15 protein-coding genes and 1 tRNA gene are annotated in these 18,072 nt (G+C 64.2%); 10 read left to right on the forward strand and 6 right to left on the reverse strand.

The genetic code is table 11. The annotated features are described in order from the left end of the window. Positions 1–68: 68 nt before the first annotated feature. Positions 69–1,067 (reverse strand): thioredoxin-disulfide reductase, encoded by a 999-nt coding sequence (gene trxB / locus PW947_RS23990; RefSeq protein ID WP_299634893.1) that lies wholly within the window; start codon positions 1,065–1,067, stop codon positions 69–71. 349 nt (positions 1,068–1,416) lie between these two features. Here trxB and PW947_RS23995 point away from each other — a divergent pair, with 349 nt between their 5' ends. Then, on the forward strand, positions 1,417–3,738 hold the full coding sequence (locus PW947_RS23995) for a DNA translocase FtsK (RefSeq protein WP_299634894.1): 2,322 nt from the start codon (positions 1,417–1,419) through the stop codon (positions 3,736–3,738). A gap of 96 nt (positions 3,739–3,834) precedes the next feature. Then, complete coding sequence (gene lolA, locus PW947_RS24000; protein ID WP_299634895.1) at positions 3,835–4,533, forward strand: outer membrane lipoprotein chaperone LolA; 699 nt, start codon at positions 3,835–3,837, stop codon at positions 4,531–4,533. Positions 4,534–4,614: 81 nt separating this feature from the next. Here the strand turns inward: lolA and PW947_RS24005 are convergent, their stop codons facing one another. The 3 genes from PW947_RS24005 to cytX form a co-directional block, all read right to left on the reverse strand. Continuing rightward, positions 4,615–5,049, reverse strand: coding sequence for a type II toxin-antitoxin system VapC family toxin (locus PW947_RS24005; protein WP_299634896.1), 435 nt, complete (start codon positions 5,047–5,049; stop codon positions 4,615–4,617). Further along, the gene (locus tag PW947_RS24010) at positions 5,049–5,294 is read right to left on the reverse strand and encodes an AbrB/MazE/SpoVT family DNA-binding domain-containing protein (protein ID WP_299634897.1); all 246 of its coding nucleotides are present in this window, start codon (positions 5,292–5,294) and stop codon (positions 5,049–5,051) included. The genes PW947_RS24005 and PW947_RS24010 overlap by 1 nt, the downstream gene beginning before the upstream one ends. A 212-nt stretch (positions 5,295–5,506) precedes the next feature. Beyond that, on the reverse strand, positions 5,507–6,823 hold the full coding sequence (gene cytX / locus PW947_RS24015) for a putative hydroxymethylpyrimidine transporter CytX (protein ID WP_299634899.1): 1,317 nt from the start codon (positions 6,821–6,823) through the stop codon (positions 5,507–5,509). Between the two features lie 278 nt (positions 6,824–7,101). Between cytX and PW947_RS24020 the strand changes: the two genes are divergently transcribed. The 4 genes from PW947_RS24020 to PW947_RS24035 all read left to right on the forward strand — a co-directional run bounded on the left by PW947_RS24020 (position 7,102) and on the right by PW947_RS24035 (position 11,484). Next, on the forward strand, positions 7,102–8,415 hold the full coding sequence (locus tag PW947_RS24020; RefSeq protein ID WP_299634900.1) for a replication-associated recombination protein A: 1,314 nt from the start codon (positions 7,102–7,104) through the stop codon (positions 8,413–8,415). A 132-nt stretch (positions 8,416–8,547) separates the two neighbouring features. After that, positions 8,548–9,846, forward strand: coding sequence for a serine--tRNA ligase (gene serS / locus PW947_RS24025; RefSeq protein WP_299634901.1), 1,299 nt, complete (start codon positions 8,548–8,550; stop codon positions 9,844–9,846). A 119-nt stretch (positions 9,847–9,965) separates the two neighbouring features. Next, positions 9,966–10,056 (forward strand) — tRNA-Ser (locus tag PW947_RS24030). Positions 10,057–10,242: 186 nt separating this feature from the next. Continuing rightward, positions 10,243–11,484, forward strand: a complete 1,242-nt coding sequence (locus PW947_RS24035) for a HAMP domain-containing sensor histidine kinase (protein ID WP_299634902.1) — start codon at positions 10,243–10,245, stop codon at positions 11,482–11,484. A gap of 36 nt (positions 11,485–11,520) precedes the next feature. Here the strand turns inward: PW947_RS24035 and PW947_RS24040 are convergent, their stop codons facing one another. Beyond that, positions 11,521–12,366, reverse strand: a complete 846-nt coding sequence (locus PW947_RS24040) for an oxidoreductase (RefSeq protein ID WP_299634903.1) — start codon at positions 12,364–12,366, stop codon at positions 11,521–11,523. Positions 12,367–12,651: 285 nt separating this feature from the next. Here PW947_RS24040 and PW947_RS24045 point away from each other — a divergent pair, with 285 nt between their 5' ends. The 4 genes from PW947_RS24045 to PW947_RS24060 all read left to right on the forward strand — a co-directional run bounded on the left by PW947_RS24045 (position 12,652) and on the right by PW947_RS24060 (position 17,073). After that, positions 12,652–13,560, forward strand: coding sequence for an AraC family transcriptional regulator (locus tag PW947_RS24045; protein WP_299635982.1), 909 nt, complete (start codon positions 12,652–12,654; stop codon positions 13,558–13,560). A gap of 170 nt (positions 13,561–13,730) precedes the next feature. Beyond that, the gene (locus PW947_RS24050; RefSeq protein ID WP_299634904.1) at positions 13,731–15,041 is read left to right on the forward strand and encodes an FAD-dependent oxidoreductase; all 1,311 of its coding nucleotides are present in this window, start codon (positions 13,731–13,733) and stop codon (positions 15,039–15,041) included. Beyond that, positions 15,026–15,859 carry a DUF1365 domain-containing protein gene (locus PW947_RS24055; protein WP_299634905.1) on the forward strand — a complete coding sequence of 278 codons (834 nt, stop codon included), beginning with the start codon at positions 15,026–15,028 and terminating at the stop codon, positions 15,857–15,859. The genes PW947_RS24050 and PW947_RS24055 overlap by 16 nt, the downstream gene beginning before the upstream one ends. Before the next feature lie 2 nt (positions 15,860–15,861). After that, positions 15,862–17,073, forward strand: coding sequence for a cyclopropane-fatty-acyl-phospholipid synthase family protein (locus PW947_RS24060; RefSeq protein ID WP_299634906.1), 1,212 nt, complete (start codon positions 15,862–15,864; stop codon positions 17,071–17,073). On the opposite strand, the gene PW947_RS24065 is transcribed toward PW947_RS24060, so the two are convergent. Continuing rightward, positions 16,995–18,020: an alpha/beta hydrolase gene (locus PW947_RS24065; protein ID WP_299634907.1), complete on the reverse strand. Its 1,026-nt coding sequence runs from the start codon at positions 18,018–18,020 to the stop codon at positions 16,995–16,997. The two genes, PW947_RS24060 and PW947_RS24065, sit on opposite strands and share 79 nt — an antisense overlap. Positions 18,021–18,072: the final 52 nt, after the last annotated feature.

Genomic DNA, 18,072 nt, shown 5'->3' on the forward strand with positions numbered 1-18,072 from the left:
CCCTCTTCGGGTCGATGGTGCGAAACGGCGTCCGGGACGATGCCCGAACGCTATTTTACCGGTCCGTTTTAACGATCGGCTTCGGCGCTCATTGCGTGGTCGCCGGCCATTTCGTCGATCGTTTCCAGATAGCGCTGCGCGTCGAGCGCGGCCATACAGCCCGTGCCGGCGCTGGTGATGGCCTGACGGTAGATGTGATCCTGCACGTCGCCCGCGGCGAACACGCCCGCGATGCTGGTGCCGGTTGCATTGCCGGTCAGACCGCCGTTGGTGATGATGTAGCCGTTCTTCATCTCCAGCTGGCCAGCGAAAATGTCCGTGTTCGGCTTGTGGCCGATCGCGACGAACAGACCTTGCAGCGCGAGGTCAGTGGTTTCGCCGCTGTCCTTGTGCTTGATGCGCAGACCGGTCACGCCGGAATCGTCGCCGGTGACTTCGTCGAGCACGTGATTCCACTTGATCTCGACGACGCCTTCTTTTTCTTTCGCCAGCAAACGGTCGATCAGGATCGGCTCCGCGCGGAATTTGTCGCGGCGGTGGATGACCGTCACTTTCTTCGCGATGCCGGACAGATACAGCGCTTCTTCGACCGCCGTATTGCCGCCGCCGATCACGGCCACGTGCTGGTTGCGGTAGAAGAAACCGTCGCACGTGGCGCACGCGGACACGCCCTTGCCCATGAACGCTTCTTCCGACGGCATGCCGAGATACTGCGCCGACGCGCCCGTCGCGATGATCAGCGAGTCGCACGTGTATTCGCCCGAATCGCCGATCAGACGGATGGGCTTTTCGGTCAGCTTGGCCGTGTGAATGTGGTCGAAGATGATTTCCGTGTTGAAGCGCTCTGCGTGCTCCTGGAAACGGGCCATCAGTTCCGGGCCTTGCACGCCTTTCGCGTCGGCCGGCCAGTTTTCCACGTCGGTGGTGGTCATCAGCTGGCCGCCTTGCGCGAGGCCCGTGATCATCACCGGCGCCAGATTGGCGCGCGCAGCGTAGACGGCAGCCGTGTAACCGGCAGGGCCGGAACCGAGAATCAGAACCTTGGCGTGTTTGGTGATAGCGGGCATGATCGAAATCCGTAAAAAGGCGCCGGACTCGCTGTGGCGAGGCCGCGCAGTTTCAGCCAGAACTCGGGCTGAACCAGTAGATGGGTATCAGCCGAGCATTATAAAGGGCGGGGCGCAGGGCTGCTCCATGAGGCTTTCTCATCGCGGCGATAGCGTTAACTCACAACGCGGTCCCACCGGCTCTCCGTTTGGGTTTGCGGGCGGGTTTTCGTTCCCCGTTTTCAGTTACCGTCATTTACAGCCTCCGCCACAACACTGCGTTTACAATAGCCCGCAACAAGTTGGACCAAAAAGCTGGATCAAGGCAGGATCAAAAGCCGCACGAGCAACGGGCCACGCAACAGGATCAATGGCAAAAGCACCTTATTCCCCGAGCGCGCAGGCATTGCCGCACCGCATGTCGCGCCTGTTCACCGAAATCCGCTGGATTTTGCAGGTCGCGCTCGGCGTGTTCCTGCTGATGGCGCTGGTTAGCTACAGCCGCCGCGATCCCAGCTGGACGCACGCCGCGCAGGTCGATCACATCGCCAACTGGGCGGGCCGCGTCGGCGCGTGGACATCCGATATTCTCCTTTTGCTGTTCGGGCTGTCCGCCTACTGGTGGGTGGTCGTACTGGTCCGGCGCATCTCCGCCAACTACCGCCGCATCACGCGCCACGAGGCGCTCCCCGACGACGAAGACAAGCCGCGCGACACCACCTGGCTCGCCGAAGTGTTCGCGTTCGTGCTGGTGCTGCTCGCGTGCGACGGCATCGAGGCCATGCGGATGTGGTCGCTGAAAGTGCAGTTGCCGCGCGCGCCGGGTGGCGTGATCGGCGAAGCGGTCGCGAAGGGCATGACGCATGCGCTCGGCTTTACCGGCGGCACGCTCGCGCTGCTGATCCTGCTCGCCATCGGGTTGTCGCTGTATTTCCGGTTTTCGTGGCTGTCGGTGTGCGAGAAGGTCGGCGAATCGATCATCAACGCCGTCACGCTCGCGAAGCTGCGCCGCGAGGCCGGCCGCGACCGCAAACTCGGCGAAGCGGCCGCCGTCAAACGCGAAGGCAAGGTCGAAAAAGGCCGCGTACGGATCGAAGAACACGAGCCGGTCATCATCGTGCCGCCCGTCACGAAGCCGGAGAAATCGGAGCGCGTCGAGAAAGAACGCCAGGTGCCGCTGTTCACGGACCTGCCCGGTGATTCCAAATTGCCGCCCATTTCGCTGCTCGATCCCGCGCCCGCCGCGCAGGAAACCATTTCCGCCGACACGCTCGAATTCACGTCCCGCCTGATCGAAAAGAAGCTGAAGGATTTCGGCGTCGAGGTCAGCGTGGTTGCCGCGTATCCGGGGCCGGTCGTCACGCGCTACGAGATCGAACCCGCCACCGGCGTGAAGGGCAGCCAGATCGTCGGGCTCGCGAAAGATCTGGCGCGTTCGCTGTCGCTGGTGTCGATCCGCGTCGTGGAGACGATTCCGGGCAAAAATTTCATGGCGCTGGAGTTGCCGAACCAGCGTCGCCAGACGGTCAGCCTGTCGGAAATTCTCGGCTCGGCGGTCTATGCGGACGCCGCTTCGCCGCTGACGATGGGCCTCGGCAAGGATATCGGCGGCAAGCCGGTCTGCGCCGATCTCGCGAAGATGCCGCACTTGCTGGTCGCCGGTACGACGGGCTCGGGCAAGTCGGTCGGCATCAACGCAATGATTCTGTCGTTGCTGTACAAGTCCAGCGCCGATCAGGTCCGCATGATCCTGATCGATCCGAAGATGCTCGAAATGAGCGTCTACGAAGGCATTCCGCATCTGTTGTGTCCGGTTGTCACGGATATGCGTCAGGCCGGGCACGCGCTCAACTGGGCGGTGGCGGAGATGGAACGGCGCTACAAGCTGATGAGCAAGCTCGGCGTGCGCAATCTGGCGGGCTACAACAACAAGATCGACGAAGCCGCGAAGCGCGACGAAAAGCTGCCGAATCCGTTCAGCCTGACGCCGGAAGAGCCGGAGCCGCTGCAACGTCTGCCGAATATCGTGATCGTCATCGACGAACTGGCCGACCTGATGATGGTGGTCGGCAAGAAGGTCGAAGAACTGATCGCGCGGATTGCGCAGAAGGCGCGCGCGGCCGGGCTGCACCTGATTCTCGCCACGCAGCGTCCTTCCGTCGATGTGATTACCGGCCTGATCAAGGCTAACGTGCCGACCCGGATGGCGTTCCAGGTGTCGTCCAAAATCGACTCGCGCACGATTCTCGACCAGATGGGCGCGGAATCGCTGCTCGGCATGGGCGACATGCTGTACCTGCCGCCGGGTAGCGGCATACCGGTCCGCGTGCACGGCGCGTTCGTCTCCGATGAAGAAGTGCATCGTGTCGTCGACAAGCTCAAGGAGCAGGGCGAGCCGAATTACATCGAAGGCATTCTCGAAGGCGGCGTGACAGGCGAAGGCGACGAAGCCGGCGAAGGTGCGGCGGGAACCGGCGCGGGTGGCGGCGAGTCCGATCCTCTATACGATCAGGCGGTCGAGGTGGTGATCAAGAATCGCCGCGCGTCGATTTCGCTGGTGCAGCGGCATTTGCGGATCGGCTACAACCGCGCGGCGCGGCTGCTGGAGCAGATGGAACAGTCGGGGCTGGTATCGACGATGTCGTCGAGCGGCAACCGCGAAATTCTCGCGCCGGCCCGCGAGGCCGAATAAAACGCGCATCGCTTTCGACAGGGCGCGGCGCGGGTCGCCCGCCGCCCGTTCGTCTTCACACTTTCCTATTTAGCGTTGTTTTTCACGGAGATCGATATGCAGCTTAACGCCGGGCACACTGCCCGCCACTCTGGCCGGTTCGGTCAACTGGTTCGGGTGCTCGCAGTCGGCGCGTCGATGCTGGTTGCGTCGCAGGCGTTCGCAAGCGGCACCGAGCAATTGAAGGCGTTCGTCGCGCAGGTGAAGTCCGCGCGCGGCAATTTCGTGCAGCAGGAAGTGCGCGCGCCGAGCAAGCCCGCCAGCGGCAGCGACGCCACGCCGATGATGAAGTCCACGGGCACGTCGAGCGGAACCTTCGTGTTTGCGCGTCCGGGTAAATTCATCTGGTCGTACGAGAAGCCTTACAGCCAACTGCTTCAGGCCGACGGCGACAAGCTCTACGTGTACGACAAGGATCTGAATCAGGTGACGGTGCGTGCTCTTGGCGGCGCGTTGGGCGCGAGCCCGGCTGCGATCCTGTTCGGCAGCAACGACCTCGACAAGAATTTCACGCTGAAGGATGCAGGCGTGAAGGCCGGCATCGACTGGCTGGAGTTGACGCCGAAAGCGAAGGACACGCAGTTCCAGAAAGTGGGTATCGGCTTCAAGGACGGCAATCTCCAGGCGATGGAATTGCATGACGTGTTCGGCAACGTCACGCTGCTGACGTTCTCGAACATTCAGAAGAACCCGCCGTTGGGCGCGGATGCGTTCAAGTTCACGGTGCCGAAGGGCGCGGACGTGATCAACGGTTGAGCGTGCGATCGCGGCGATGTGATGCTGGATGAAAAAACGGCCCGCGTTTAACGCGGGCCGTTTTGCATTCGCATCCGGTATTCAAGCCGAAGCGACAAACGTCAGCGGCTTGATCTTCAACCGTTTTGCACCGCGCGCAAGCTGGTTGTCGAGCGTGGCGATGGACCGTGCGCCTGCCACCCGTTCGGCGGCAAGATGCAAGGCATCGCCCGCGCGCAAGCCGGCCGCGGCGTTCCGGGTGAGCTTGGCGGCTTGATGGAAGTCTTGCTGTTCAAGCGGCAACAGTCGCAGGTCATTCGCACAAAGCCGTTCGAACGCGCCCCATGCCGACGCACCCTGGCCCGCCGAAATCTGCTGGGCGCGTTGCTTGATGCCAAGCGCGCTCGCAAACTCGGTCACGCACCATGCCGCCGATCCCAGCTCTTCCGTGCATGCCGCATACCAGTTGGCGACCGCGCGACTCATCGGCTCGTTGACGAAAAGCGCGACCAGCACGCTTGTGTCGACGTACACCATCAGTAACGCTCGCCTTGACGCATGACCTCGACGACGGGTTCGGTCATGGGCATGGCTGCGCGGACCGTTTCCAGTTCTTGCGCGAACACGCCGCGATTCCATTCGGCGGAGCGGATATGAATGCCGCCGTCTACAGTCAGATTTGCTTGCACGGAATCTCCTTCCTTGATGTCAGGCCGACGCACGAACTCGGCGGGTAAGCGCAACGCGAGGCTGTTTCCCCACTTCGCGACCTGTAGCTTCATACGATCCTCATGGATATACGCTAGCGTATCTACAGTCTAGCGCCGACGAGGATCTCTAAAACGGCGTTCGAGCCGTCGAAAACGTCATTTTTTGTCACGAGCGATGGATGGCCATACGGCCTTAGACCGCCCGGAATCTGTCCGTTGCCGTTCTCGTTCCTGCGCGGCCGTGCATCGATCCGATGCACGCCTCACGTCTCACGTCTCACGCCTCACGCATACGCCGCGCGACGCCCCGACACCAGCGCCAGATAGCAGACAGCGCCGATCGCGAGCGAGGGCAGCGTCGCGCCGAGATTCGGCAGCCACGTATTGATGGCCTGATACGCGGCGATCCCGACCGCCCACGCGATAAACGCGCTGACATGCCAGCCGCCCGAATAGCCGTAGCGACCCCGCACGTCGGCGAGTACGGCCGCTTCGATCCGGCGCTTGCGCACGATGAAGTGATCCACCAGCACGACGCCGAACAGCGGCGCGAACACCGAGCCGATCAGCAGCAGGAAGTTCTGATACTTCGCCATCGGAATCGCGAGCGCAATCACCGTGCACAGCGCGCCGAATCCTGCCGACAGCCACGGCACATTGCCGCGCGTCCAGAACGTGCCCGTCGATACGGCGGCCGAGTGAATGTCCGCGAACGCGTTGTCGATCTCGTCGATCAGGATCAGCAGCAGCGCAAGACCGCCGCCTGCCTGCGCGAGCGCACCCGTCAGCAGCGCATCGCCGCCACCGGCGGCCAGTCCGTATACCGCGCCCAGCGCATAGAACCAGATATTCGCGATGCCGTAGCCGAGCAGCGTGCCACGGAAGGTATCGCCGGGGCGCTTGCCGAAACGGGTGTAATCGGCGATCAGCGGCAGCCACGACAAGGGCATTGCGACCACCAGATCGATTGCGCCGCCGAACGACATCTCGCCCGTGCCCGGACGACGCATCATCGCTGCCAGGTCGTGATTCGACAGCAGGTTGTAGGTGAGCCACACCGCGCCCGCGAGCAGCAACCAGATGCCCCACGTGCGCAGAAAGCGCCGCACGAACGACAGCGGCCCGCTGATTGCGAGCAGCGTCGCGAGAATGCCGAACACGATCGTCCACACCAGCGGCATCGACAGACCGAATGCCTGTTTGGCCAGCGCGTCCGCCGAATCGCGCATCACGATGACTTCGAACGAGCCCCAGCCGACCAGTTGCACGGCATTGAGCACAGCCGGCACCGACGCGCCGCGCACGCCCAGCGTGGGCCGCAACGACGACATCGCCGCGAGCCCCGTATCCGTGCCGATCACGCCCGCCAGCGCCAGCAGCACCACGCCGATCACACTGCCGATCGCGATGGCCGCGAGCGCGTGCGGCAACGACAGGCCCGGCACGAGCAACGCGCCCGCCTGCGCGACCAGCAAGCCGATGCCGAGCGAGAACCAGAGCGCGAACGCGTCGCCGGTGCGGAATTCGCGACGCGAATCGGGCACCGGTGTAAGCGGCGCGTAAGTGGAACCGGCGTCGCCGGTGAGCGGATCGTTTGCCATCTGATGTCGTTCCTGTCCGTGTTGCTGGATGTTGTTGTCTGTTTGGGTGTGCGGTGTGCTGCGCGGTTTAGCGACGATAGCCAGGAGTCTAGCCGCGGTTTGCCCGCTCGCGACGGTTTCGACTGCGCGTTAGCCATTCGGCCAGGGCTCGCGCTGCCGCGCCGGCTGTCATAATGCATGACCTGATGCGGCGTCTGCGTCACGCTTCCGTTCGAGTCGTTCGAACCAAGGCGAGCCCGCCAGCCGATCCGCAACGCCGAGATTATCGCCAAAACGCCATGTTCGAAGAACCCCGTGCCAACGTTCCGCTCGCCGAGCGGCTACGGCCCCGCAATATCGATCAAGTGATCGGCCAGACGCATCTGCTCGGCCCGAACAAGCCGCTGCGGGTCGCGTTCGAGTCCGGCGAGGCGCATTCCATGATCCTCTGGGGTCCGCCCGGCGTCGGCAAGACCACGCTCGCGCGCCTGATGGCCGACGCGTTCCACGCGCAGTTCATCGCGCTGTCGGCGGTGCTGTCGGGCGTGAAGGACATTCGTGAAGCCGTCGAAACCGCGCAGATCCATCGCGCGAACGGCCATCAGACGCTGGTGTTCGTCGACGAAGTGCATCGCTTCAACAAGAGCCAGCAGGACGCGTTCTTGCCGCACGTCGAGTCGGGGCTGTTCGTGTTCGTCGGCGCGACGACGGAAAACCCGTCGTTCGAAGTGAACAGCGCGCTGCTGTCGCGGGCGGCCGTCTATGTGCTCAAAAGCCTGACCGACGACGAGCAGCGCGAGTTGCTCGACCGTGCGCAACAGGAACTCGGCGGGCTCACGTTCACCGACGAATCCCGCGACGCGCTGGTCGGTTCCGCCGACGGCGACGGCCGCAAGCTTCTGAACAACCTCGAAATCGTCGCGCGCGCAGCCGCCCAGCAAAAGACCACGGAGATCGACGGCGCGTTGCTCGGCAGCGCGCTCGCGGAAAATCTGCGCCGCTTCGACAAAGGCGGCGACGCGTTCTACGACCAGATCAGCGCGCTGCACAAGTCGGTGCGCGGCAGCAACCCGGACGGCGCGCTGTACTGGTTCTGCCGGATGCTCGACGGCGGCGCCGATCCGCGTTATCTGGCGCGGCGCATCGTGCGCATGGCGTGGGAGGACATCGGTCTGGCCGACCCGCGCGCGGCACGCATCACGCTCGACGCCGCCGAAACCTACGAGCGTCTCGGCACGCCGGAAGGCGAACTGGCGCTCGCGCAGGCGCTCATCTATCTGGCGGTCGCGCCGAAGTCGAACGCGGGTTACAACGCGTACAACGAAGTGCGGCGCTTCGTCAGCAAGGATCAGTCGCGGGCGGTGCCGGTGCATTTGCGCAACGCGCCGACCAAACTGATGAAGGAACTCGGCTACGGTCACGAATACCGTTACGCGCACGACGAACCCGACGCGTATGCGGCGGGCGAAACGTATCTGCCCGACGGGATGCGCGAGCCGCACTGGTACCAGCCCACGCCGCGCGGGCTCGAAGGCAAGATCGGCGACAAGATGGCCCGGCTGGCCGAACTCGACGCGCAATGGCGCAGCGAGAACAAGCCGAAGAAAGGGTGAGCGGCGTGCGCGTTGTGGCCCGCACGGCACCGCGCGCCGCAACGCAGCAACACGCAATCACCTGGAAGCCCCGTCCGGCCTCGCCGGTGCGCTAAAATCGCAGATTCATACAACGAACACCCGCCCCATCCCATGCTCGATATCCAGCTGCTGCGCAAAGACCTCGACGGCGTCGCCAGGCGCCTCGCCGACCGCGGCTACACGCTCGACGTCGCGGCGTTCACCGCGCTCGAAGCGGAACGCCGTGCCATCCAGACCCGCACCGAAGAACTCCAGGCGCGTCGTAACAGTCTGTCGAAGCAGATCGGCGCGATGAAAGGGCGAGGCGAGGACACGTCGGCGGTGATGGCCGAAGTCGGCGGTCTCGGCGACGAAATGAAGGCGTCGGCCGTTCAACTGGAAGACACGCAAAAGCGTGTGTCCGACCTGTTGCTCGGCATGCCGAACCTGGCGCACGAAAGCGTGCCGGCCGGCAAGGACGAATCGGAGAACGTTGAAGTGCGCCGTTGGGGCACGCCGCGTCAGTTCGATTTCGAAGTGAAGGATCACGTGGATGTCGGCACGCCGCTCGGCCTCGACTTCGAGACCGGCGCGAAGCTGTCGGGCGCGCGCTTCACGGTGCTGCGCGGTCAGATCGCGCGTCTGCATCGCGCGCTTGCGCAGTTCATGATCGACACGCACACGCAGCATCACGGCTACACGGAAATGTACACACCGTACATCGTGAATCCGGAAGTCCTGTATGGCACCGGCCAGCTTCCGAAGTTCGCCGACGACATGTTCCGTGTCGAGAAGGGCGGCGAAGAAAATACGGTTACGCAGTATCTGATCTCCACGTCCGAAATTTCGCTGACGAACACAGTGCGCGACAGCATCGTCGAAGCAGATGCGCTGCCGATCAGGTTGACCGCGCATTCCCCGTGCTTCCGCTCGGAAGCGGGCTCGTATGGCCGCGACACGCGCGGTCTGATCCGTCAGCATCAGTTCGACAAGGTCGAAATGGTTCAGATCGTGGCGCCCGAAACGTCGTACGACGCGCTCGAGCAAATGGTCACGCACGCGGAGGCGATCCTGCAAAAGCTGGAGCTGCCTTATCGCGTGATCACGCTGTGCACCGGCGACATGGGCTTCTCCGCCACCAAGACCTACGACCTCGAAGTGTGGTTGCCGGCGCAGAACACGTATCGCGAGATCTCCAGCTGCTCGAACACCGAAGCCTTCCAGGCGCGCCGGATGCAGGCGCGTTATCGCAATGCGCAAGGCAAGCCGGAGATGGTGCATACGTTGAACGGTTCGGGTCTCGCGGTGGGCCGTACGCTGGTCGCCGTGCTGGAGAACTTCCAGAACGCCGATGGCTCGGTGACGGTGCCGGCCGCGTTGCGTCCGTATCTGGGCGGACTCGAACGGCTTGAAGTGGTCGCCGCTGTTTGACGATTTTTTTCGAGAGGGGGCTTGGAAAGTGAGATTAGCTGTTCTATAATCTTTTTTCTCCAAGCAGCGACCCGCTTGTAGATGGTGAGCAGCGCAGTCAGGCGTTCATCAGAAATGCCGGAAAGGTGGCAGAGTGGTCGAATGCGCCGGACTCGAAATCCGGTGTACAGTTATGCTGTACCGTGAGTTCGAATCTCACCCTTTCCGCCAAAATTATGAAAACCCCGCAGGGTAAAATCTGCGGGGTTTTTGCTTTTTGCGCCGCGATAATCCAGTCATGCGTGCCCGGTTCGGGCCTTCGATATCTTCCGGTCGTCCAGTGCGCTGCCGCACTTTTAGCCGATCCGGGAATCGTGTAAAAATTAGCGCTTGAGTCAGTATTGCAGGCGGGGGCGCATGAACACATTAGCTGGCACGGACGATAGCGCCGACGCCATTTCGCAGGTCGTGGCCGCGGTGAATCGTATCGATGCGATTCCCGCGATCTTGCGTTTGATCTGCGAGAACACCGGCATGGGATTCGCGGCGGTCGCGCGCGTGACCGACGGTACGTGGACCGCCTGCGCGGTTCGCGACACCGTGAACTTCGGTCTGAAGGTCGGCGGTCAACTCGAATTGCGCACCACGCTGTGCTACGAATCGCGCACGGCGCGCGTGCCGATCGTGATCGACAATTTCGACGCCGATCCCGTCTATCGCGGTCATCACACATCACGCATCTACAAGCTCGGCAGTTATATCTCCGTGCCGATCGTGCTGCCCGACGGCTCGTACTTCGGCAATCTCTGCGCGATCGATGCGCATCCCGCGCCCATCAAGGACGGCCGCACACTCGGCATGTTCGAAGTGTTCGCGAGCCTGATCGCGCTGCAACTCGTCAACGAAATGCGTCGCGAGGCGGCGGAAAATGCGCTGTTGGACGAACGCGAAACCGCGAAGCTGCGCGAGCAGTTCATCGCCGTGCTCGGCCACGACTTGCGCAATCCGCTGTCGGCGGTGAGTGCGAACGCGGAACTGCTGACGCTGCGCAAGAACGAGCCGGACCTGATGCGGATCGGTCAGCGGCTCAAGTCCACCACGCAACGGATGTCGCGTCTGATCGACGACGTGATGGATTTCGCGCGCGGCCGCCTCGGCTCGGGAATCGGTGTGTCGATCGAAACCGAGAGCGAACTCGGCGCGTCGCTGCAAAACGTCGTCAACGAATTGCGCGAGGCGAATCCAGACCGGATCGTCGTCGATGAGATCGCGGTGAACGTGCCGGTCCGCTGCGACAAGGCGCGCATCCAGCAACTGCTGTCGAACCTGCTGGCCAACGCGTTGACGCACGGTTCGCCGTCGGCGCCGGTGACGGTCAAGGTCGGCGTGCACGACGGCAAGCTGTCGATGGCGGTGATCAACGGCGGCGACCTGATCGGTCCGGATACGCTGGAACGCGTGTTCGAACCGTACTGGCGGCCGGCGTCGAGCAAGCCCGGCGGCGGTCTCGGGCTCGGTCTGTATATCTGCAAACAGATCGTCAAGGCGCACGGCGGCGCGCTGGAAGTCCGCTCGTCGCTCGACGAAGGCACCTGTTTCGTCGCAACCATCGGCACGCACGATCACGGCGTGCCGGGCGGCGACATCACCGCGCCGTAACGGCCGCCGCCGCGCCCGGCCCGGCGCCGATGCCCCCTATTCGGTGAAATCCGTCGAGCGCGTCACGCTTTCCCACGCCGCGATTTCCGCATGCAACTCGGCCAGCTTGTCGTTGACCATCGACAGCGCGTCGTTGCCGAGCAGCAGATGCACCGGCGGGTTGTCCGCCGCGACGATCTTCAGCAACGCCTGCGCGGCTTTCGCCGGATCACCGGCCTGCTTGCCGCTGCGCGCCTGACGGGCCGCGCGAATCGGATCGAACAGCGTGTCGTAATCGGCGATGCTGCGCCCGGCGCGGACCATCGAGCGACCGGCCCAATCCGTGCGGAAACCGCCCGGCGCAACCGCCGTCACCTTGATCCCGAAACCCGCCACTTCCTTCGACAGCGACTCCGAAATGCCTTCAAGCGCGAACTTGCTGCCGTTGTAGTACGAGATGCCGGGCATCGTGATGAAGCCGCCCATCGACGTGATGTTGATGATGTGGCCGCTGCGCCGCTCGCGCATCGACGGCAACACGGCTTTCGTCATCGCGACCGCGCCGAATACGTTGACGTCGAACTGGCGGCGCAGTTCGTCGAGCGGCGATTCTTCCATCGTGCCTTCGTGGCCATAACCCGCGTTATTCACCAGCACGTCGATCGGACCGACGCGCTTCGACACCGCGTCGACTGCTGCCGGAATCGCGTCGAAGTCCGACACGTCGAGCACCAGCGCATGCGCGCGGCTCGCATCGAGCGCTTCGAACTCCTGGCGCGCCGGCTCGTCACGCACGGTGCCGATGACCGTGTGACCATCCTTTAATGCTGCTTCGGCAAATGCGCGACCAAAGCCGCTGCTGACGCCGGTAATCAGGAAAATCTTGCTGGTTTCATTGCTCATGCTGATGCGCTCCTCGTAACGAACTCCAGGAACCCGACGCGGCACTGCGAATCGCCGGGACATGTTGCGCATGGTAGGCGCGCGCCAATGTGAAGCGAATACCGGTTCATCTGCGATGTTTGCCTAATCCTATGAGTGTCTGGAATTCCACGCAGACCGGACGTACATTGAAGCCTGTCCTGACCTGTCGCGAGAGCCGCTGTGCCGTACGATTCCGCCCGATCCCACGATGCGCTGAAGCATCCGTCTGTCCAGCCGCCACCTACGCCGGAGATTCAGCGCCGGATGGTGACCTTGCTGGGCGCCCTCGCGCCCGACGAAGGCTACAACCTGTCGCCGTTGCCGGACGTCCGGTTTCTACGCTCCAACCGGCCGTTGCAGCGGACGCCCGTTTTGTATGACCCGGGCATCGTGATCGTCTGTCAGGGACGCAAGCGCGGCTATCTCGGCGATCAGGTGTTTGTGTACGACGAGCAGCACTATCTGGCGGTGTCGGTGCCGGTTCCTTTCACGATGGAGACGGAGGCCAGCGCCGGGCGACCGATGCTGGCGATCTATCTGCGGCTAGATTTCAACGTCGCCGCCGATCTGATGCTGCAACTCGACGAACGCGTCGGCGATACCCATGCGAAGCCCAAAGGCCTCGTCTCGACGCCGCTCGATGCGCGGCTCGGCGACACCGTGCTGCGTTTTCTCGAAGCGATGACGGTGCCGCTGGAAGCCGAACTGCTCGGCCCTTCACTGGTACGCGAAATCTATTTCCGGGTGCTGACCGGCGAGCAGGGCGGTTCGATGCGTGCCGCGCTGACGCGGCAAGGGCAGTTCGGACGGATTGCGCGCGCGATCCGCAAGATTCACCAGTGTTTCGGCGAGCCGCTCGACGTCGAACAACTCGCGCTCGAGGCGAACATGAGCGTGCCGTCCTTCCACACGCACTTCAAGGCCGTCACGCAGACCTCGCCGATGCAATATCTGAAGTCGACGCGCCTGCATCAGGCGCGTCTGTTGATGGTCAGAAACGACGTAACCGCGGGCGTGGCATGCGCGGAGGTCGGCTACGAAAGCGCGTCGCAATTCAGCCGCGAGTTCAAGCGTTTGTTTGGTTTGAGCCCCGTCGACGAAGTCGAGCGCATGAAACGGGCATTCGCGATTCCGCAAGCCGGACCGCCGTCGATCTACGTGTCGTCGCATTGACCGCCGGCCGGTGGTCGCGCCTGGTTTGGCGCCGCCCATCCGCATTCGTCAGGATTTTCCCGCCCGCTGCATCCAATCCCCCGCGCTTCGCGTAATTCAGGCATGGACGCGCGGCGGCAAAGGCAACATGCGCCACGCGTCCCAGCCGAATCGCTACCGGAGACGCGTCGATGGCTTATGCCGATGCCCGCTTTGCTTCACCCCATCTGCCGCGCGGCCAGCGGATCGCCGTCGTCGGTGCCGGCATCGCCGGGTTGGCGAGCGCCTATCTGCTGGCGCGCGATCATCAGGTGACCCTGTTCGAAGCCGGTTCGTACGCGGGCGGCCACACCAATAGCGTCGATGTGACGCTCGACGGTCACACGCATCCGGTCGATACCGGTTTCCTCGTATTCAACGACCGCACGTATCCGAACCTGATCGCACTGTTCGACGAACTCGGCGTGGCCTCGCATCCGAGCGAGATGTCGTTTTCGGTGTCGCTCGACGAAGGGCGGCTCGAATGGGCGGGCACCAATCTGAACACGGTGTTCGCGCAACGGCGCAATCTGTTTTCGCCGACCTTTATCGGCATGCTGCGCGACATTGTCCGCTTCAACGGCAGCGCGCAGCAGAACCTCGACGTGGCCGCCGCGACCGGCGCCTCGATGGGCGATCTGCTCGCCGCGGGCGGCTATGGCGGCGCGTTCCAGCAGCACTATTTACTGCCGATGGCCGCCGCGATCTGGTCGAGCGCGACCGCCGACGTGCTGCGGTTTCCGGCCACGACCTTTCTGCGCTTCTGTCTGAATCACGCGCTGTTGCAGGTGAACCGCCGACCGCAATGGAGGTCGGTGATCGGCGGCGGACGCACCTACGTGCGCAAGATCGTCGATACGCTCGACGACGTGCGGATCGGCACGCCGGTGTACGGCGTGCGCCGCGATGCCGACGGCGTGGACGTATTGACCGATCGCGGCGCGCAGCGTTTCGACGCGCTGGTGCTGGCAACCCACGCGCCCGACTCGCTGCGTCTGCTGTCCGACGCCGACGACGCGGAACGCAGCGTGCTGCGCGCCGTGCGCTATCAACCGAACACGGCCGTCTTGCACACCGACATCAACCTGCTGCCGCGCCGCCGCCGCGTCTGGTCCGCGTGGAACTACCTCGGCGGACGCGGCATCGACGGCGCGCGTCCGGTCTGCGTCAGCTATCTGGTCAACCAGTTGCAGGCGTTGCCGTTTTCGACGCCGGTGGTCGTCACGCTGAACCCGGTTGCCGAACCCGCGCCGGGCACCGAGTTGCAACGTTTTACCTACGATCATCCACTGTTCGATCTGGCCGCAATCGATGCGCAGCAGCGTCTGCCGTCGCTGCAAGGCCAGCGCCGCACGTGGTTCGCGGGAGCGTGGACCGGCTACGGTTTTCACGAGGACGGTTTGAAATCGGCGTTGCGGGTCGCGGCGGATTTCGGCGCATCGCCGGCATGGGCGACGCTATGACCGACGTGCGCGATCCGCGTCCCGCCGCGTGGTTGCTGACCGGCCGCGTGATGCACGAACGCTTGCGGCCGGCGCGCCATCGCTTCGCCTATCCGGTGTTTTGCGTGCGTTGCGATCTCGCACGGCTGGACTCGCTCGACAGCGCGTGGTTCGGCGTGAATCGCTGGGCACCGCTGAGTCTGCACGCGCGCGATCACGGTCCGTGCGACGGCAGCGATCTCGGCGACTGGATGCGCGCGCAACTGTCGGACGCAGGCATTCCCGCCGACGGCGCGATCTGGCTGCAAGCGTTTCCGCGCGTGTTCGGCTACGCGTTCAATCCGGTCAGCTTCTGGTTTTGCCACGACAGCGCAGGCGCGTTGCGTGCGTTGTTCGCGGAAGTCCGCAATACCTTCGGCGCGCGGCACGGCTATCTGCTGAGCGCGCCGGACCACGCGCCGATCACGTCGTCCACTGAATTGCAGTGTCGCAAGGTGCTGCATGTGTCGCCGTTTTGCCGCGTCGAAGGCGGCTACACGTTTCGCGTACACGAGTCGCGGCAGCGGACATCGGTTGCGATCGACTATCACGACGCCGATGGTCTGCTGATCCGCACGATGCTCGGCGGACGGCTCGCGCCGTTGACGCGCGCCGCCGCACTCGGCGCGCTCGCGCGGCAACCGTTGCTGACGTTGGGCGTGGTCGCGCGGATTCACTGGCAGGCACTGCGGCTGTTTATCAAGCGCGTGCCGTTCTACGGCAAACATCCGGCGCCGGCGCCGTCGCCACGCGCGCAGGACTCGCACGCCGTTCGTCCCACATCGATCGAGGAGAGCTAGACATGGCCGTCTCAAGAACCCTTCGCGGGCACCAAACGATTCCGACGTCCGGACGGCTGTTTCTGTCGCTGCTGGAGCGGATCCGGGTCGGGCATCTGGTGCTGGTGACGCCCGACGGCCAGCAGAAAATGTACGGCGACTCGCATCAGCAACCGAGCGCGCGACTCGAAATTCACGACTGGCGCGCGTGCGGCGCGATCCTGCGCAAGGGCGATATCGGTTTCGCGGACGCATGGCGCGAAGGCTGGGTCGATACGCCCGATCTCGCGGCGTTGCTGCGGGTCGCGATCCGCAACGAGCGCGCGTTGCAGCGGACTGTCTCGGGCGGTTGGCTGGCGCAACTCTGGTACGGCTTGCGGCATCGGTTGAGGCCGAATACGCAGGTCGGCAGCCGTCGCAATATCCACGCGCATTACGACATCGGCAATCCGTTTTACGGACTGTGGCTGGACCGGACCTACACGTATTCGAGCGCGCTGTTCGACGGCCAGTTCGATGCGCCGCTCGAATCCGCGCAACGGGCGAAGTATCAGCGGATCGTCGATACGCTGGGGCTGACGGCGGGGATGCGCGTGCTGGAAATCGGCTGCGGCTGGGGCGGTTTTGCGATCCACGCGGCGCGGCTCGGGATTCGCGTGCACGGCATCACGATCTCCAAAGCGCAACTCGAACTGGCGCAAGCCCGCGTGATGGAGGCGCGGCTCGGGCATCGGGTGAAACTGGAAATGCGCGATTACCGGTCGCTCGAAGGACAGTACGACGCGGTGGTGTCGATCGAGATGTTCGAGGCTGTCGGCGAGCGTTTCTGGCCGACCTATTTCGACGTGGTGCGGGCGCGGCTGAAACCGGGCGCGCGGGCGCTGGTGCAAACCATCACGATCGAGGATGCGCATTTCGCCGCGTATCGCGCAACCAGCGACTTCATCCGCGAATTCATTTTTCCGGGCGGCATGCTGCCGGGTCCGCAAGGCTTCGTGAAAGCGGCGCGGCGCGCGGGGCTGGACGCGTTCGCGTCGCTGTCGTTCGGACGCGATTACGCGGAAACCTTGCGGCGGTGGCGCGCGTCGTTCGAATCGGAGATCGACGCGATTCGCGCGCTCGGTTTCGACGACGTGTTCCTGCGCACGTGGCGGCTTTATCTCGCGTATTGCGAAGCGGGTTTCGACGAGCAGCGCACCGACGTGATGCAGTTCGTGTTGTCGCCGGCGGAATGAACGGGCTTCGACGAAGCGCGGTCTTCGTCGAGTTGCCGGTTCATGAAGCGCGTCACGTCGGCGAGGACCGGCGCGACGCCGCGCAACGGCCGCGCCAGCGCGCCGACCAGCAACGCATGCCCCACCGACGGATAGTGCCGGACCTCGACCGTGTCGCCCGTCGCGCGGAGCTTCGCGGCAAGCCGGTCGGTGTTGCCGGGATCGACCACTTTGTCGCGCTTGCCGGCGGCGAGAAACATCGGCGGTTCGTCGCCGCCGACGAAGTTAATCGGCTGGCTGGCGGCGCGGGTCGCGGGCGGAAACACGTCTTCGAGCACCGGATCGGTCAGCGGTAAAAAATCGTAGGGACCGGCGAGACCGACCACGCCGCGAATCTCCCGCTTGCCGATCTGTTGCGCGGCGAGGTAGCGGCCGTCGGTGGCGAGTAGAACGGCGATCTGCGCGCCGGCCGAGTGACCCATCAGAAACAGCTTCGACGGATCGCCGCCGAATCCGGCGGCATGATCGCGCGCCCAGCGGACAGCGGCGGCCGCGTCGTCGATAAAGCCGGGGAAGGTGGTTTGCGGATAGGTCCGGTAATCGGGCACCACCACGACGAAGCCGCGCGACGCCAGCGCTTCGCCCGCGAACAGATAGCTTGCCCGGTCGCCGCCTTGCCAGCTTCCGCCGTAGAAAAACACCACCACCGGTCGATGCTGCGCGCCGTCCTGCGCGGCATCGACCGGTGATGCGGGCACGTATACGTCGAGCTTGCGGCGCGGGCCGTCGCCGTACGGGATGGCGGTGCTGACGGTGAAGGTCGAATGCGACGCGGCGGCGTTGAGCAGGCCGGTCGCGCTGCACCCGCCGAGCAGCGCGAGCGCCAGCGCGGCGGCGCGCCTGAGTAACCGCTGCGGGAGGCGTTGGCGCGAACGGGGCGCGGGGCGGTCGGTCGGGCGTCGAGTCATGCGGGTCGGTTCCGGAATCGGTTGGGCGGACGCGGGTGGCGCGTGTCAGGCT

The sequence above is a fragment of the Paraburkholderia sp. genome, from assembly GCF_028283785.1.
Taxonomy (GTDB): domain Bacteria; phylum Pseudomonadota; class Gammaproteobacteria; order Burkholderiales; family Burkholderiaceae; genus Paraburkholderia.

Bases quoted from the DNA above. Each gene is read 5' to 3' on its own strand.
- PW947_RS24005 (WP_299634896.1), bottom strand. From the start codon at position 5,049: ATGGTGTACGTCGACACAAGCGTGCTGGTCGCGCTTTTCGTCAACGAG.
- lolA (WP_299634895.1), top strand. From the start codon at position 3,835: ATGCAGCTTAACGCCGGGCACACTGCCCGCCACTCTGGCCGGTTCGGT.
- cytX (WP_299634899.1), bottom strand. From the start codon at position 6,823: ATGGCAAACGATCCGCTCACCGGCGACGCCGGTTCCACTTACGCGCCG.
- PW947_RS24050 (WP_299634904.1), top strand. From the start codon at position 13,731: ATGGCTTATGCCGATGCCCGCTTTGCTTCACCCCATCTGCCGCGCGGC.
- PW947_RS24060 (WP_299634906.1), top strand. From the start codon at position 15,862: ATGGCCGTCTCAAGAACCCTTCGCGGGCACCAAACGATTCCGACGTCC.
- PW947_RS24035 (WP_299634902.1), top strand. From the start codon at position 10,243: ATGAACACATTAGCTGGCACGGACGATAGCGCCGACGCCATTTCGCAG.
- PW947_RS24045 (WP_299635982.1), top strand. From the start codon at position 12,652: ATGGTGACCTTGCTGGGCGCCCTCGCGCCCGACGAAGGCTACAACCTG.
- PW947_RS24020 (WP_299634900.1), top strand. From the start codon at position 7,102: ATGTTCGAAGAACCCCGTGCCAACGTTCCGCTCGCCGAGCGGCTACGG.
- PW947_RS23995 (WP_299634894.1), top strand. From the start codon at position 1,417: ATGGCAAAAGCACCTTATTCCCCGAGCGCGCAGGCATTGCCGCACCGC.
- trxB (WP_299634893.1), bottom strand. From the start codon at position 1,067: ATGCCCGCTATCACCAAACACGCCAAGGTTCTGATTCTCGGTTCCGGC.
- PW947_RS24065 (WP_299634907.1), bottom strand. From the start codon at position 18,020: ATGACTCGACGCCCGACCGACCGCCCCGCGCCCCGTTCGCGCCAACGC.
- PW947_RS24010 (WP_299634897.1), bottom strand. From the start codon at position 5,294: ATGAAGCTACAGGTCGCGAAGTGGGGAAACAGCCTCGCGTTGCGCTTA.
- serS (WP_299634901.1), top strand. From the start codon at position 8,548: ATGCTCGATATCCAGCTGCTGCGCAAAGACCTCGACGGCGTCGCCAGG.
- PW947_RS24040 (WP_299634903.1), bottom strand. From the start codon at position 12,366: ATGAGCAATGAAACCAGCAAGATTTTCCTGATTACCGGCGTCAGCAGC.
- PW947_RS24055 (WP_299634905.1), top strand. From the start codon at position 15,026: ATGGGCGACGCTATGACCGACGTGCGCGATCCGCGTCCCGCCGCGTGG.